Source organism: Enterobacter sp. E12 (assembly GCF_014596715.2).
Lineage (GTDB): Bacteria > Pseudomonadota > Gammaproteobacteria > Enterobacterales > Enterobacteriaceae > Enterobacter > Enterobacter bugandensis.
Genome location: NZ_CP115601.1, coordinates 3,506,317 through 3,520,123 on the forward strand (window position 1 = coordinate 3,506,317; position 13,807 = coordinate 3,520,123).

The window sequence follows — 13,807 nt, forward strand, 5'->3', positions numbered from 1 at the left end:
TTCCCTGCCCTTAGCTGTTAAAGCACGAATCCACCGTCAATCGTCAGGCTCGCTCCTGTCATATATCCAGACTCTTCTCCCGAAAGCCATGCGGCAAGCGATGCGATCTCCTCTGGCTGCCCAATGCGTTTCAAAGGGATATGTGCAGTGATCTGCTCTTCCATTCCGGCCGTCATATCCGTGGCAACGGGGCCGGGCTGGATATTGTTGATTGTGATCCGTTTCGGAGCCAGATCCAGCGCCAGGTTTTGCACCATGGCTGCCACCGCAGCTTTACTCATCGCATAAACGCTACTTCCTGCATGCCCGGTTCGCACAGCGGTATTGCTGCCAATGGTGATTATCCTCCCCCCTTCCCTCATTCGCTTAGCTGCCGCCTGGACAGAGAGGAAAACGCCGCGCACGTTCACCGACAGGGTGGCGTCCAGATCGTCCAGCTGATAATCCTCAAGCATGCCCAGCCGCAGTACGCCTGCGTTCACTACGGCAACATCCAGCCTGCCGTAGTGGTTAATCGTGGCATCGACCGCGGCCTGAATCGCCGTTGCGTCAGCGCTATCAGCGTTAATCGCCAGCGCCACCCCGCCCGCATCAGTAATTGATGAGACGAGAGCATTAACCCGGTCCGGGCGTGATACCCATGTCACGGCAACGCGATAGCCTTCCTTCGCCAGCCGCGTCGCTATAGCCGCGCCAATTCCGCGTGCGCCGCCGAAAATCAATGCAACTTTTTCACTCTTCATGATGTTTTCTCCGGGAAGTATCCGCATCGGATGGATGTGCCTGAAGGCACCATGCCAGCAAACGTCTCGTCATGCTCAGACGAAATGTATCGCACTGTATCTCCCCCACCTGGCTTACGCATCGATACAAAAATCCCGCTTAAGCAAACAGACGCGATACATAAAAATGGTCTGCTGTCTCTCGTGACATAAACCCACGAGGAGATACCGAAATGATTCGCCAGCATCTGTTACTTCCTTTACTCGCTCTGACGACTTCCGTCTGCGCCGCGCCCCTGAGCGGCCTCAGCGCCGCCGATGTTAATGGCCCAGCCGCCGTTGCGCCGTTGGCACAGCCGCAGCCGCCCGCAAAGCTGATAGTCGATCCACCGCTTGCCGGGCCGCTAAGCAAAGGCGCGGTGTTTATTCAGTACCGGGCCGAAAACCTTCGCATTGAACCTGTATTCGGGCCCGACGCGCTGAAAGTCACTCCACGCATCGGCCACATCCACGTCGTGGTTGATGACGCGCCGTGGCACTGGGCTGACGCCAGCGGAGAGCCGGTGATTCTGGTGGGTCTGCCCGCCGGTAAGCACAAGGTGACGATTATTCTGGCCGATCCGACGCATAAGCCCCTCGATCACAAAACCCTCGAATTCACCGTGCCGCCACACGCGGCGATCCGCCATTTTTAAGGAGTCTGAAGATGAAAGCACTGTCTGTACTGACAGCAGGCCTGCTGGCGCTTTCGGCTAGCGCTTTTGCGGAGAATAAAACCAGCGTCGTGCTGGTGCACGGCGCGTTTGCCGACGGCAGCAGCTGGAATAAGGTGATTACCCGGCTGCAAAAACACCATACCGAGGTCATCGCCGTTCAGCTCCCGCTTACGTCGCTAAAAGATGACGTAGCGGCCACCCAACGCGCCATCGCCCGTGCTAAGGGGGACGTCGTGCTGGTCGGTCACTCCTGGGGTGGCACCGTGATTAGCGAAGCGGGCAACGATGCACGGGTCAAATCGCTGGTTTACGTGGCGGCGTTCGCGCCGGATTCCGGCCAGTCGACGGCAGAGCTGGCGAATACCTTCCCGGCCCCGCCCGGAAGTGCAGGCATCGCTAAAACGGCTGAAGGTTACTTATACCTGCCGACCGAAGCCGTCAGGAAGGATTTCGCACCGGATGTCAAACCGGCTGAACAACTGACCATCGCCGCCACGCAGGGGCCAATTAAAGCCGATGCATTTGGCGAAAAGGTCATTCACGCCGCGTGGCACAATAAGCCGAGCTGGTATGTGGTGAGTGAGAATGACAGGATGATTAACCCCGCGCTTGAGCGCGCAATGGCGAAAACGATCCACGCGAAAACCACGCGGGTCGCGGCGAGTCACGTGTCGATGGTGAGCCAGCCAGAGGCCATCGCCCGAACGATTGAGCAGGCGTTAGAAGCAAGGTAAGCGTTTCACAGGCCGGGTAAGCGCAGCGCCACCCGGCAAAAAAGCCGCTTCAGCGGCTGCCTGTGGCGGGATAATCCTGATTAATCCACGCATGGTCCTCTTCCCAGGTGAACATCCATTTGCGCACCGGACCGGCCATCACGTTGAGGTAGTAGCTGTCATACCCGGCCATCGTCGCCACCGGGTGGTATCCCTTCGGCACCATGACCACGTCACGGTTATAGACCGCCATACACTCATCCAGCGCTCTGTCGTCGGTGTAAACCCGCTGCATGCAGAACCCCTGCTCCGGGTTGAGGCGATGGTAGTAGGTCTCCTCCAGGTAAGTCTCCCGGGGCGGGTTATCCGTGTCGTGCTTGTGGCTCGGGTACGAGCTGGTGCAGCCCTCGTTAGTCCAGACTTCCACCACCAGCAGGCTGTCGGCGGGCTTGTCTTCCGGCAGAATGTTGTGCACGTAGCGCTGGTTATGGCCCTTGCCGCGCGCTTCAGCGTCGATATCCTGCGGCGCAATCAGCCGCGTCGGATACGTGCCCTTGCCGGGGGCGGCGCAGACCGCCAGCTCGAGCCTCGTCAGCGCCTTCACCTGCACCGTCTCCTGCGGGGTAACGTACACCGCCCACGGCTTGATGCGCTCGAACGGGCTCATCCGCTCGCCGATGTCGTTAAACTGCGCGGAAGGCGTGCTGATGGAGGCGCGTCCGGCGACCAGCACCAGGCAGCGCTCTTCGCTGACGGCGGGCAGCGTCAGCTGCTGCCCCTCATGTAGCTCATACGCCTCAAAGCCGACGTATCCCCACCCTGCGCGTTCCGGCGTGACGGACTGGGTGCGCCCCTCCGCGTTCGGCTGCTGCCAGCGTGATAACAGACGTGACATGTCACCTCCTCAAATAAGCCCGGCGTCGCGCGCCAGGCGGCTCAGGTTGTTATACCCCAGACGAGCGTAGGTCAGCGGATGGGCAATCGCCGGATCCTGCTCGGCCTCCACCACCAGCCAGCCGCGATAGTCCTGCGCCTTCAGCAGACTCATGATCGGCGGGTAATCGACGCAGCCGTCGCCCGGCACGGTAAACACGCCGCTCAGCACCGCATCGAGGAAGCTGGTTTTGCGGTTTTTCACGTCCGCCAGCACGTCGGCGCGCACGTCTTTGCAGTGAACGTGGTTGATGCGCGACGCCCAGCGCTGCGCCACCGCCAGCGGATCGGCCCCGGCAAAGGTCAGGTGACCGGTGTCCAGCAGCAGTCCCACCGCCTCTCCGGTGTGGGTCATCAGGTTGTCCACATCGTCGGCGGACTCAATCACCGTACCCATGTGATGATGGTAAGCAATCTGGACTCCCTGCTGCTGCGTGTAGCGGGCAAATTCGGTGAGCTTCTCGCCGTACTCCTTCCAGCGCGCCTGAGGGAAGCGCGGACGCAGATGCACCGGGGTCTGCTGCTCGCCGTGAATGCAGCCGCTCACTTCCGCAAAGACCAGCACCTTCGCCCCCAGCTCGCGCAGCAGCGTCAGGTGCGGCTGAACGGCGGCGATCTCCGCCTCCACGCTGCGCTCCAGCAGGCGGCCGGAGTACCAGCCAGAGACCAGCTGCAGGTCGTGGCGCTGCAAAATCGGGCCAAGCAGGCGCGCTTCGCGCGGAAATTTGTTGCCCAGCTCGAAGCCGGCAAAACCGGCCTCTTTCCCTTCGCTCAGGCAGGTCTCCAGCGAGGTTTCCGCGCCGAGGGAAGGCAGATCGTCGTTCGTCCACGTCAGCGGGTTAATGCCTAATTGCACACTCATTGTTATCTCCATTATGCGTGTCCGCGCTCGCGCCACCAGGCGATAAGCTGCAGGTAGTTGTCCCGGATGCGCGCCACCAGCTGCGCATCGTCAATATCGTGCTTCAGCCACGCGCGGGAGGCGTCGCCAAACAGCGTGCGCCCCACGGCGAAGCCTTTAACCAGCGGCTGCCCCGCTGCGGCCTTGAAGCCCGCGCGCAGCTGTTCCGCCGGAGCGTCCAGACCGAGGATCACCACCCCGCGGCAGTGCGGGTCCCGGCGTTCGATAATCTCGCCGAGCGCCGTCCAGCCGTCGGCGGAAAGCGGCGGCAGCTTCCACCAGTCCGGGTAAATGCCCAGGTTGTAGAAGCGGGAGATGGCGCGCAGGTAGAGCTCGTCGCTGCGCGGCATGCTGGCGGGCAGGATCACCTCCAGCAGCAGCTCGTGCCCGGACCGGCAGCAGGCGTGGTACACCTCAGCGATTTTCTGCTCCTGCTCCAGGCGCAGGCCGTGGGCGTCTTCCGGGTGGAAAAAGACCAGGCACTTCACCACGTGCTCCTGCGGCCAGCTGATAAGCTGGGTGCCGATATTGCCGTGCTCCATCTCCAGCGGCCGGGAGCCCGGCAGCTCAATGGGGCGACCAATCCACCACCCTTCCCCGGTGATCGCGTTCAGCGCGTCCTGACCAAAGGTGCCGTCACACAGCAGGCCGGCTTTGCCCTCCAGCCCGGCGCGGCTCGCCGCCTCGCGGCTGGCCTGCAGGATCAGCTGCTTCAGCGCCGGAATGCGCTTAAGCGACGCACCGCACTGCATCGCCATATCCTCAAGCTGGCTGCGGTGGTCGAAAGCCATCACGCACAGCTCCGGCCATTCGCGGCGGCGGGTGGTCACCCGGTGGAGATGGTTAAGACGCGGGTCAAGATCCGGGCGCGGCACATCCGCAGCGCGGGAGAGATAGTCATCCAGCTCGATTTTGCTAGGCATCGCCGGGGCGCAGCCGTGGCGCGAGACCACCAGCGCGCCGCAGGCATTGGCGTAGCGGCACGCCTGCTCCCAGCCCTCGTCGTTCAGGTAGCCGCGCAGCAGGCCGGACATAAACGCGTCCCCCGCCCCGAGAACGTTCAGCACCTCCACGCGCACGCCGGTCACCGTCAGGCCGTCGTCCAGCCGGGACGGAATGGCGTCGGTATAGACCGAGCAGCCCAGCGCGCCGCGCTTGCAGACCAGCGTTGCGTGACACACGTCGCGCACCCGCCCCAGCGCCTGCAGGGTATCCGTGCTGCCGCCCGCAATGTGGAACTCCTCTTCGGTGCCGACAATGACGTCGAAGAGGTGCAGTACCTCCTGCAGCTCGCGGGTGACCTGGTCGGCGGCGATAAAGCGCGTTTCGCCGTCGCCTAAGGAGGTGAGCCCCCACAGCACCGGGCGGTAATCAATGTCCAGCACCGTGCGCACGCCGTGACGGCGGGCATAGCCCAGCGCCGTCAGCACCGCCTCACGGGTCTGCGGATGAGAAAGATGGGTCCCGGTGATGGCAAGACAACGTGCGGAGGCAATGTAGCTTTCGTCCACATCGCTGGCGGTAATCGCCATATCCGCGCAGTTATCGCGATAAAAAATCAGAGGAAAGGTGTCCCGGTCTTTAATGCCGAGTAGCACCAGCGCCGTGAGGCGCTCTTTATCGGTAATCAGATGGCTGGTATCGCAGCCTACCTGGTTGAGCTCTTCGCGCAGGAAGCGGCCCATATGTTCATCGCCGACGCGCGCCAGCATCGACGAGCGCAGGCCCTGGCGCGCGGTGCCGTACGCCACGTTGCCGGAGGATCCGCCAAGGTATTTGGCGAAGCTCGACACGTCCTCCAGGCGGGCACCAATCTGCTGACTATAGAGGTCTACCGCCACGCGGCCCATGCATATCACATCAAACTGCTTTTCCACGTTGATACCTCATCAGACAATGTCGTTCACGTTCAGCCAGCGGCCTTCCCGGTGCGAGAGCGCAATCGCGTCCAGCACGCGCGACACCTTCCAGCCCTCTTCGAAGTCCGGCCACATCGGCGCGTCGGCGGCAATCCCGTCCACCAGGTCGCGCACCTCCACCGTTTTTTGATCGTTAAAGCCAATTCCGTGGCCTGCGCCCATGCAGAACGCGGCGTAGTCCGGGTGCGCCGGGCCGACGAGCAGCGTGCGGAACCCCTGACGGTTCACCGGATCGTCATGCAGATAGAGCTTTAGCTCCGCCATGCGCTCCTGGGTGAAGCTGATGGCGCCCTTCGTCCCGGTGATCACGTACGAGAGCCCCATCTTGCGGCCGCAGGCGACGCGGGAGGTTTCAATGACACCCTGCGCCCCGCCCGCGAAGCGCACCATCGCGTGGGCCTGATCCTCGTTTTCCACCGCAATCATCTCTGACGATCCGGCCTTCGCCGGGCGCGCCGGGACCACGATCTTCAGATCGCCGCAAACCTGCTCGATATCGCCCACCAGGTACTGAGCCATATTGACGATATGCGCCGCGAGGTCGCCCAGCGCGCCCAGCCCGGCGGTCTCTTTAAAGCAGTGCCAGTGGATGGGCGACAGCGGGTCGGCCATGTAGTCTTCGTTGTGGGTGCCGTAGAAGTGGATCACATCGCCAATCTCGCCGCGGCCGATAATCTCCTTCGCCAGCTGCGCCGTCGGGTTCTTCATGTAGTTGAACCCCACCAGCGTTTTCACCCCGGCCCGCTTCGCGGCGTCGACCATCTCGCGCGCATCGTGGGCGTTGAGCGCCAGAGGCTTCTCCGAGTAGACGTGCTTGCCGTGGCGGATCGCCTCCAGCGCCATCTCTTTATGCAGGTGGTTGGGTGAGCAAATATCCACCACGTCAATGGCCGGGTCGGCCACCAGCGCCCGCCAGTCTCCCGTTGAACGGTTAAAGCCAAACGCCCGGGCGCGCTCTGCCGCCAGCTCCGGCGTGACTTCCGCCACCATCTCGCGCACCAGCCTGCCGCGAAGGTTGAACACCGTCGGGGCCTGGGCATAGGCGATAGCGTGCGCCTTGCCGATATACCCGGTGCCAATCAATCCAATACGAACCTCTTTCATCACGATCCTCACAGTGCGCCGCGACGGCTCTTGGCGTAGGTATCAAACGCCACCGCCAGAACGATAATTAACCCGGTGATAATCTGCTGGTAGTAGGCGGAGACGTTCATCAACACCAGACCGTTAATCAGAATACCCATGATGATGGAGCCGATAATGGTGCCGCCGATGCGCCCGTAGCCGCCCATCAGCGAGGTGCCGCCAATCACCACCGAGGCGATGACGCGCAGCTCAAAGGAGATCCCGGCCACCGCCTCGGCGCTCCCCAGACGCGCGCTCAGGATGAAGCCCGCCAGCCCGGCCAGACAGCCAATCAGCACGTAGACGCTGACGAGCACGCGCTTGACGTTAACCCCCGCCAGGCGCGCCGCCTCCGGGTTGCCGCCGATGGCGTAGACGAAGCGGCCCCAGCGGGTTTTATGCAGCGCCAGATAGCCGCCGACGGCGACGATGGCGAAGATCCAGATCGGAATGGAGATGCCGAGCAGCTCGCCGCGTCCCCACCAGCGGTAGCCAGGGTCGAAACCAGCGATCGGCGCGCCGTCGTTGATCACCAGGGTCAGGCCGCGCCAGATGGTCATCCCGCCGAGGGTGACGATAAACGGCGGCAGGCGCAGGCGGGTGACACCCAGGCCGTGCAGGAAGCCAATCGCCGTGCCCATCGCCAGACAAATCCCCAGCCCGATCAGCCAGCTCATGCCGCCCCAGGCGTTCGGGTCGACGGTGGTGAAGTTATCGCCCTTAATGACGTACGCCGCGGTCATGGCGCACACCGCCAGAATGGAGCCCACGGAGAGGTCGATCCCGGCGGTCAGAATGACGAAGGTCATCCCCACGGCCATGATCCCGTAAATGGACACCTCGGTCAGGATGTTGAAAATGTTGCGTTCAGAGAAAAAGTTACTGTTCTGCGACTGGAAGAAGATCAGCAGCAGGATCATGAAAATCAACACCCCGAAGCGCTCGAAGAAGGCGATGGGATCGATGCGTCCGGCGCGTTTGACCGGGGCCTGCGTTTTAGAAATCATCTGCGTCATGAGAAACTCCGTTATGCCGCGTTCAGGGCGTTGTGGTTGATGGCCATCATTGTCATCAGCCGTTCTTCGTTAGCGTCGTCACCGTGGATCTCGCCGGTCACCCGGCCTTCGCTGAGGGTGATGATCCGGTCAGACACCGCCATCACTTCAGGCAGATCGGAGGAGATCACGATCACCGCCACGCCCTTTTTCGCCATGTCAAACAGCACCTGGTGCACTTCCGATTTGGTCCCCACGTCAATGCCGCGCGTCGGCTCATCGACGATCAGCACCCGCGGGTTGAGCGCCATGCAGCGCGCGAGGATCACCTTCTGCTGGTTACCGCCGGAGAGCTTGCGCACCTCCTGCGCGCTGTTGACCATTTTGATCTGCAGGGCCTGGCGATAGGATTCAATCAGATCGTCCTCTTTGCGGGTGTTCACAAACCAGCGCCACTGCAGCAGTGAGGATAGGCACGAGAGCGACAGGTTGTCGCGAATCGACAGTCCTAGCACCGCCCCCTCTTTTTTGCGGTCTTCCGGCACCAGCGCCACGCCCTGGTCGAGGGCATACAGCGGGTCGCGCGGCTGGTAAGGCACGCCGTCCAGCTCAAAGCTCCCGGAGGTAAAGGCGTCTGCGCCAAACAGGCAGCGTGCCACCTCGGTGCGTCCCGCGCCAACCAGCCCGGCAATGCCCAGAACTTCCCCGGCATGGACGTGGAAGCTGATGTCGTGCAGCGCGATGCCATGCGGATCCAGCGGCGGCTTTTCGCGGCTTAGCCCCTTCACCGCCAGGCGGACAGGTTTGTCTTGATGATGGGTTTCGCTGGCGGGGCGACGGTTAAAGGCCACGTCGCGCCCGACCATCAGGCGGATCAGCTGTTCGACGTTGGTCTCCGCCACCGCGCCGGTGCCGGTGAAGCGGCCGTCCTGGAATACGGTGAAGCGATCGCAGAGCTGGAAAACTTCGTGCAGGCGGTGGGTAACGTAAATAATGCTCACGCCGCGGTTTTTAAGCTCCCGCACCACGCGGTGCAGGCTTTCCACCTCGCTGTCGCTCAGCGCGGCGGAAGGTTCGTCCATAATGATCAGGCGGGCGTTGAGGGTCAGCGCCCTGGCGATCTCCACCATCTGCTGCTGGGCGACGCTCAGACGGGCGACAGGCGTGGTCGGCGCAACGTTTAGCTGCAGGTAATCGAGAATGACCTGCGCCTCCTGGTTTACCGCCCTTTCGTCGACGATCAGGTTCCGTTTACGCGGCTCGCGCCCGAGAAACATGTTTTCCGCGACGGTCATGTTGGGCAGCAGGTTGAATTCCTGATAGATGGTGATAATGCCCTTGTTCTGCCGTTCCACCGGGGAGTCGTCCACCGGCAGCATTTCGCCGTTGAACCAGATATCCCCGCGGGTTTGCGGCTGCGCGCCCGCAAGCGCCTTCAGCAGCGTGGATTTTCCCGCTCCGTTTTCCCCCAGCAGGGCGTGGATCTCGCCCGCGCCGACGGTCAGCTGGGCGCTGCTTAGCGCCCAGACGCCGGAAAAGCTTTTTGCCAGGTCGGTCACTTTCAGTAAGGGTTGCGACATCGGTCTGCTCCTCCTCATGTTGAGCCGCCAGAGGCGGCTCGGGACATATCAGTTACCGGCCTCACCGATACGCTCAGCCTGCTGCAGGTTCTCTTTGGTGATCAGCGTTGGCGGGTAGTCGGCCCCGGTGATGGCTTTCTTCTCGCGCACGTTGGCCACCAGCTGGCTCATCGCCGTCTGCACCGCAAAGCCCGGACGCTGATCCGCCGTTACCGCCAGCCAGCCGTCGCGCACGCGGGCCAGCGCTTCCGGTACCGCATCAAAGCCGGTCACGAGGATTTCACCCGGCTTCACGCCCTGGCTCTGCAGGGCTTCAATCGCGCCTAGCGCCATATCGTCGTTGGCGGAGAGGATCACCTGCGGGCGTTTCGGTAGCGAAGGCAGGACGCTTTCGACGATGCGCATCCCTTCAGAACGCATCCAGTTGCCAGTCTGATCGGCGACGATCTTGTACTTATCCCCGCCCGCCTTCAGGCTGTCGCGGATCCCTTTGGTGCGTTCAATATTGGAAGAGGAACCCGGCTGGCCGGTGAGCAGGATGATCTCTGCCCCGTCGGGGAATTTGGTTTTGACGAAGTCGCCAATCGCCTGGCCGCCTTTGTAGTTGTTGGCGCCAAAGTGGGGCACTTTCTTCTGGCTGTCGACGGAGCGGTCCAGGGTGACCACCGGCAGCTTCGCATCCTGAATTTCATCCACCGCGCTGGAGACCGCGTTCACGTCGTTCGGGGAGACGATAAAGCCCTGCGCCCCGCGGGTGATGGCGTTTTCCAGGTCAGCCACCTGCTTCGGTGAGCTGCCCTGCCCGTCCAGTACCTGAAGCTTCACGCCCATCTCTTTCGCGGCTTTCACCGCCGTGCGCTGCATGTGAACCTCAAACGGCATGGCCAGGTTTGGCGTACTGAACACAATTTGCTCGTTTTCGGCGAGGGCGGCCCCGGACGTCATGGCGATGAGGGCGGCTAAGATCAGTTTTTTCATTATTATGTCTCTCTGTGTAGGGTTGTTGTGTTTAGAGGACGATCTCGCGCTGGCTACGCAGCGACTCCAGCGCTTTATCCGCGAGGTACAGCGCACGTTCACCATCATCGCCGCTGCAGTCAGGCACCGCTTCGCCGCGCAGAACCGCAACAAAGTGTTCCCATTCCGCGGCGTAAGCGGATTTGTAGCGCTGCAGGAAGAAGTGTTCCGGCAGCGCGCTGGTGCAGCCCTCTTTGCCGTAGTGCTGCACCTGGTTTTCCAGAATATTGCCGGCGCACAGCAGCCCTTCGGAGCCGTGCAGCTCCAGGCGCTGGTCGTAACCGTAAGAGGAGCGGCGGCTGTTGACGATGGTCGCCATCGCGCCGGAGGCATATTTCAGAACGATAAACGCGGTATCGATATCCCCCGCCTCGCCAATCGCCGGATCCACCAGGTTACTGCCCTGGGCATACACCGACACCGGCTCTTCGCCCATGATGAAACGGGCCATGTCGAAGTCGTGAATGGTCATATCGCGGAACATGCCGCCGGAGACGCGCACGTACTCCGCGGGCGGCGGAGACGGGTCGCGGGAGATGATCAGCAACGATTCCGGCTTGCCGATGCGTCCGGCCTGGGCATCGGTTTTCACGCGGCGGAACTGCGGGTCAAAGCGGCGGTTAAAGCCGATGAACAGCGGCACGTCGTACTCTTTAACCACTTTCAGGCAGTCGCGCACGCGGGCGAGGTCGAGGTGTACCGGCTTTTCGCAGAAGATAGCCTTGCCGTGGCGGGCGGCCATTTCAATCAGATCCGCGTGGGTGTCGGTGGCGGAGGCGATCAGCACGGCGTGAACGTTAGGGTCGGTCATCGCCTCATCCACGCTCTGCTGGCGGGCCTGATACTGTGCGGCGAGACGGGTGGCAAATTCCTGATTCGGGTCAACCACGGACCAGAGCGTAGTCGCGCCGTGGCTGGCGATGTTAGCTGCATGTACCTGGCCAATTCGGCCAGCGCCCAGTAAAGCAATGTTAAACATAACGGCTCCCGGTGTTGGTGAATGCTGTGAACTAACGACCCTATAAATAAAACATTTATTTCATTTTTATAAATAGTGAAAATTATGTTTTTGAGTGCGGGTTAACACTTTTGAGATGAATGAGATAAATTTTGTTATCAATCTCACAACACGGGAGGACGTGCGACTCACCCCAAAGGGGCGAGGGAGAAAAGGCCGCACCGAATCATCCCCTCTCCCCTTTGGGGAGAGGGTTAGGGTGAGGGGAAATGAAATGAAAATTTCGTTATGGCGGTAAATCTTAATACTGACGGGCTTTTTTCACCTGCGCCTGGGTTTGCTCAGCGGCCTCACGCACGGCAGACGATTCCGCCACCTGCGCATCACCGGTTCGCCACCAGGAGGCGTAGTCGTGGGTCATAGTCTTCGGCAGCACCTTGATGTCCAGCAGCGTGGGGCCAGGATGCGCGCGTGACGCCTCAAGCGCCGCCCGCAGGCTCTGCTCGTCGTTCACCCGCCACGCGCGACAGCCGTAGCTTTCCGCGTTTTGCGCGAAGTCGACTTTCACCAGCGGCCCGTCAAGCCGCCCGGTTTCCGGGTTGCGATGACGGTTTTCCGTGCCAAAGCTGCCCATTCCGTGCCCCATTTGCAGGTTGTTGATGCAGCCGAAGCTGGCGTTATCAAACAGCAGAACGGTGACATTAATGCCCTCCTGCACGGCGGTTTGCAGCTCGGAGTGCAGCATCATGTAGGAGCCATCCCCCACCATGGCGTAAACCGGCTGCTCGGGGCGGGCGAGCTTCGCGCCGATGGCTGCCGCAATCTCATAGCCCATGCAGGAATAGCCATACTCCAGGTGATAGCTGTCCGGCGTTTTGACCTGCCAGAGGCGCTGTAAATCTCCCGGCAGCGAACCGGCCGCGCCCACCACGATGGCGTTATCTTCCACATGCTGATTGATCAGCCCCAGCACCCGCGTCTGGGTCAGGCGGGTGTTGAGCGTCTCGCCGTATTCCGCCAGCTGCGCGTCCAGATGCCCCGCCACTTCGGGCGCGTCGTCCGGATGCCACTGGCGATCCCACAGGCGGCGGCACTCATCGCGCCACGCGGATTTCGCCTGGGCGATCGCCTCTCCCCAGCCGCTGCGGTAATCGCCGAGCGCGTGGGTTAAGGCCTGGAGCCCGGTTTGGGCATCGGCAATCAGCGCGGTGGCGTCCAGCTTCAGGGCGTCAAACTCGGCCACGTTCAGCAGCAGGAATTCGACGTCCGGGTGGGAAAAGAGCGCCTTGGAGCCGGTGGTAAAGTCGGTCAGGCGCGTGCCGACGCCAATCACTAAGTCAGCCTGTGGCGCGAGCTGGTTGGCGGCCATTCCGCCCGTCACTCCTACGCCGCCGAGGTTAAGTGGGTGGTCACTTACCAGCGCCCCCTTCCCGGCCTGCGTTTCGGCAAACGGTAGCTGCAGCGTCTCGACAAATTCGCGAAACGCCTCATGCGCGCCGGAGTAGCGTACGCCACCGCCGCACACCACCAGCGGACGGCGTTTGCGGGCAATCAGCGCCCGCGCCTGCGCCAGACGCTGCGGATCGGGCGGACGACGCTCGATGTGGTGCACGCGACGCGCGAAGAAGCTCAGCGGGTAATCCCACGCTTCCCCCTGCACGTCCTGCGGCAGACAGAGGGTCACCGCTCCGGTATCTGCGGGGTCAGTAAGCGTTCGCATCGCGCTTAGCATGGCGCTCATGAGCTGCTCGGGGCGGTTGATGCGGTCCCAGTAGCGGGAAACCGGACGGAAGCAGTCGTTGGTGCTGATGCTGAGATCGTGATACTGCTCGATCTGCTGCAGCACCGGGTCCGGCTGGCGGCTGGCGTAGATATCGCCCGGCAGCAGTAAAAGCGGGATGCGGTTCGCCGTGGCGGTGGCCGCTGCCGTGACCATATTGGCGGCGCCCGGCCCGACTGAGGAGGTGACGGCAAAAATGCGCTGGCGGCGGTGCTGTTTGGCGAATCCCGTCGCCATGTGGGCGATGCCCTGCTCGTTGCACCCCTGCATGATTTTCAGATGACCGGGATCCTGCTCCAGCGCCTGGCCAATACCCAGCACGTTGCCGTGCCCAAAGATCGTCGCCACGCCCTCCACGAAGGGCGTTTCGTTGCCGTCAACGCTGACGTACTGTTGATTCAGGAACCGGACCAGCGCCTGGGCCATGGTCATACGTTCGGTTTGCATA

General features: G+C 62.1%; 12 protein-coding genes. 2 read left to right on the forward strand and 10 right to left on the reverse strand.

From position 1 onward, the window contains the following. Positions 1 to 17: 17 nt before the first annotated feature. Entirely contained in the window at positions 18 to 743 is a 726-nt protein-coding gene (locus tag IB212_RS16770) for a 3-oxoacyl-ACP reductase family protein (RefSeq protein WP_075206238.1), read from the reverse strand. Positions 744 to 955: 212 nt separating this feature from the next. On the opposite strand from IB212_RS16770, the gene IB212_RS16775 reads away from it, so the two are divergent. Continuing rightward, the gene (locus IB212_RS16775; protein WP_041908752.1) at positions 956 to 1,417 is read left to right on the forward strand and encodes a DUF6130 family protein; all 462 of its coding nucleotides are present in this window, start codon (positions 956 to 958) and stop codon (positions 1,415 to 1,417) included. Positions 1,418 to 1,428: 11 nt separating this feature from the next. Then, a complete protein-coding gene (locus IB212_RS16780) occupies positions 1,429 to 2,172 on the forward strand; it encodes an alpha/beta fold hydrolase (protein WP_188246009.1) in 744 nt (247 codons plus the stop codon). Between the two features lie 49 nt (positions 2,173 to 2,221). On the opposite strand, the gene iolB is transcribed toward IB212_RS16780, so the two are convergent. The 9 genes from iolB to iolD all read right to left on the reverse strand — a co-directional run bounded on the left by iolB (position 2,222) and on the right by iolD (position 13,806). Continuing rightward, positions 2,222 to 3,046: a 5-deoxy-glucuronate isomerase gene (gene iolB / locus IB212_RS16785; RefSeq protein ID WP_041908750.1), complete on the reverse strand. Its 825-nt coding sequence runs from the start codon at positions 3,044 to 3,046 to the stop codon at positions 2,222 to 2,224. Positions 3,047 to 3,055: 9 nt separating this feature from the next. Next, positions 3,056 to 3,946, reverse strand: a complete 891-nt coding sequence (iolE, locus tag IB212_RS16790) for a myo-inosose-2 dehydratase (protein ID WP_028014042.1) — start codon at positions 3,944 to 3,946, stop codon at positions 3,056 to 3,058. Positions 3,947 to 3,957: 11 nt separating this feature from the next. Further along, positions 3,958 to 5,862, reverse strand: coding sequence for a bifunctional 5-dehydro-2-deoxygluconokinase/5-dehydro-2-deoxyphosphogluconate aldolase (gene iolC, locus IB212_RS16795; protein ID WP_041908747.1), 1,905 nt, complete (start codon positions 5,860 to 5,862; stop codon positions 3,958 to 3,960). Between the two features lie 12 nt (positions 5,863 to 5,874). Then, the gene (locus IB212_RS16800; RefSeq protein ID WP_041908745.1) at positions 5,875 to 7,008 is read right to left on the reverse strand and encodes a Gfo/Idh/MocA family protein; all 1,134 of its coding nucleotides are present in this window, start codon (positions 7,006 to 7,008) and stop codon (positions 5,875 to 5,877) included. Positions 7,009 to 7,016: 8 nt separating this feature from the next. Next, positions 7,017 to 8,045 carry an ABC transporter permease gene (locus tag IB212_RS16805; RefSeq protein ID WP_028014045.1) on the reverse strand — a complete coding sequence of 343 codons (1,029 nt, stop codon included), beginning with the start codon at positions 8,043 to 8,045 and terminating at the stop codon, positions 7,017 to 7,019. Between the two features lie 11 nt (positions 8,046 to 8,056). Next, positions 8,057 to 9,604, reverse strand: coding sequence for a sugar ABC transporter ATP-binding protein (locus tag IB212_RS16810; RefSeq protein ID WP_028014046.1), 1,548 nt, complete (start codon positions 9,602 to 9,604; stop codon positions 8,057 to 8,059). A 48-nt stretch (positions 9,605 to 9,652) separates the two neighbouring features. Continuing rightward, the gene (locus IB212_RS16815) at positions 9,653 to 10,582 is read right to left on the reverse strand and encodes a sugar ABC transporter substrate-binding protein (protein ID WP_041908742.1); all 930 of its coding nucleotides are present in this window, start codon (positions 10,580 to 10,582) and stop codon (positions 9,653 to 9,655) included. Between the two features lie 31 nt (positions 10,583 to 10,613). Then, positions 10,614 to 11,600 (reverse strand): inositol 2-dehydrogenase, encoded by a 987-nt coding sequence (gene iolG, locus IB212_RS16820; RefSeq protein WP_041908740.1) that lies wholly within the window; start codon positions 11,598 to 11,600, stop codon positions 10,614 to 10,616. Between the two features lie 280 nt (positions 11,601 to 11,880). Next, a complete protein-coding gene (gene iolD, locus IB212_RS16825) occupies positions 11,881 to 13,806 on the reverse strand; it encodes a 3D-(3,5/4)-trihydroxycyclohexane-1,2-dione acylhydrolase (decyclizing) (protein ID WP_041908738.1) in 1,926 nt (641 codons plus the stop codon). Position 13,807: the final 1 nt, after the last annotated feature.

What these genes read in the sequence shown, in the direction of transcription:
- IB212_RS16805 (WP_028014045.1), bottom strand. Translation starts at nt 8,045, where the DNA reads ATGACGCAGATGATTTCTAAAACGCAGGCCCCGGTCAAACGCGCCGGA.
- iolD (WP_041908738.1), bottom strand. Translation starts at nt 13,806, where the DNA reads ATGCAAACCGAACGTATGACCATGGCCCAGGCGCTGGTCCGGTTCCTG.
- IB212_RS16800 (WP_041908745.1), bottom strand. Translation starts at nt 7,008, where the DNA reads ATGAAAGAGGTTCGTATTGGATTGATTGGCACCGGGTATATCGGCAAG.
- IB212_RS16770 (WP_075206238.1), bottom strand. Translation starts at nt 743, where the DNA reads ATGAAGAGTGAAAAAGTTGCATTGATTTTCGGCGGCGCACGCGGAATT.
- IB212_RS16780 (WP_188246009.1), top strand. Translation starts at nt 1,429, where the DNA reads ATGAAAGCACTGTCTGTACTGACAGCAGGCCTGCTGGCGCTTTCGGCT.
- iolE (WP_028014042.1), bottom strand. Translation starts at nt 3,946, where the DNA reads ATGAGTGTGCAATTAGGCATTAACCCGCTGACGTGGACGAACGACGAT.
- IB212_RS16810 (WP_028014046.1), bottom strand. Translation starts at nt 9,604, where the DNA reads ATGTCGCAACCCTTACTGAAAGTGACCGACCTGGCAAAAAGCTTTTCC.
- iolB (WP_041908750.1), bottom strand. Translation starts at nt 3,046, where the DNA reads ATGTCACGTCTGTTATCACGCTGGCAGCAGCCGAACGCGGAGGGGCGC.
- IB212_RS16775 (WP_041908752.1), top strand. Translation starts at nt 956, where the DNA reads ATGATTCGCCAGCATCTGTTACTTCCTTTACTCGCTCTGACGACTTCC.
- IB212_RS16815 (WP_041908742.1), bottom strand. Translation starts at nt 10,582, where the DNA reads ATGAAAAAACTGATCTTAGCCGCCCTCATCGCCATGACGTCCGGGGCC.
- iolG (WP_041908740.1), bottom strand. Translation starts at nt 11,600, where the DNA reads ATGTTTAACATTGCTTTACTGGGCGCTGGCCGAATTGGCCAGGTACAT.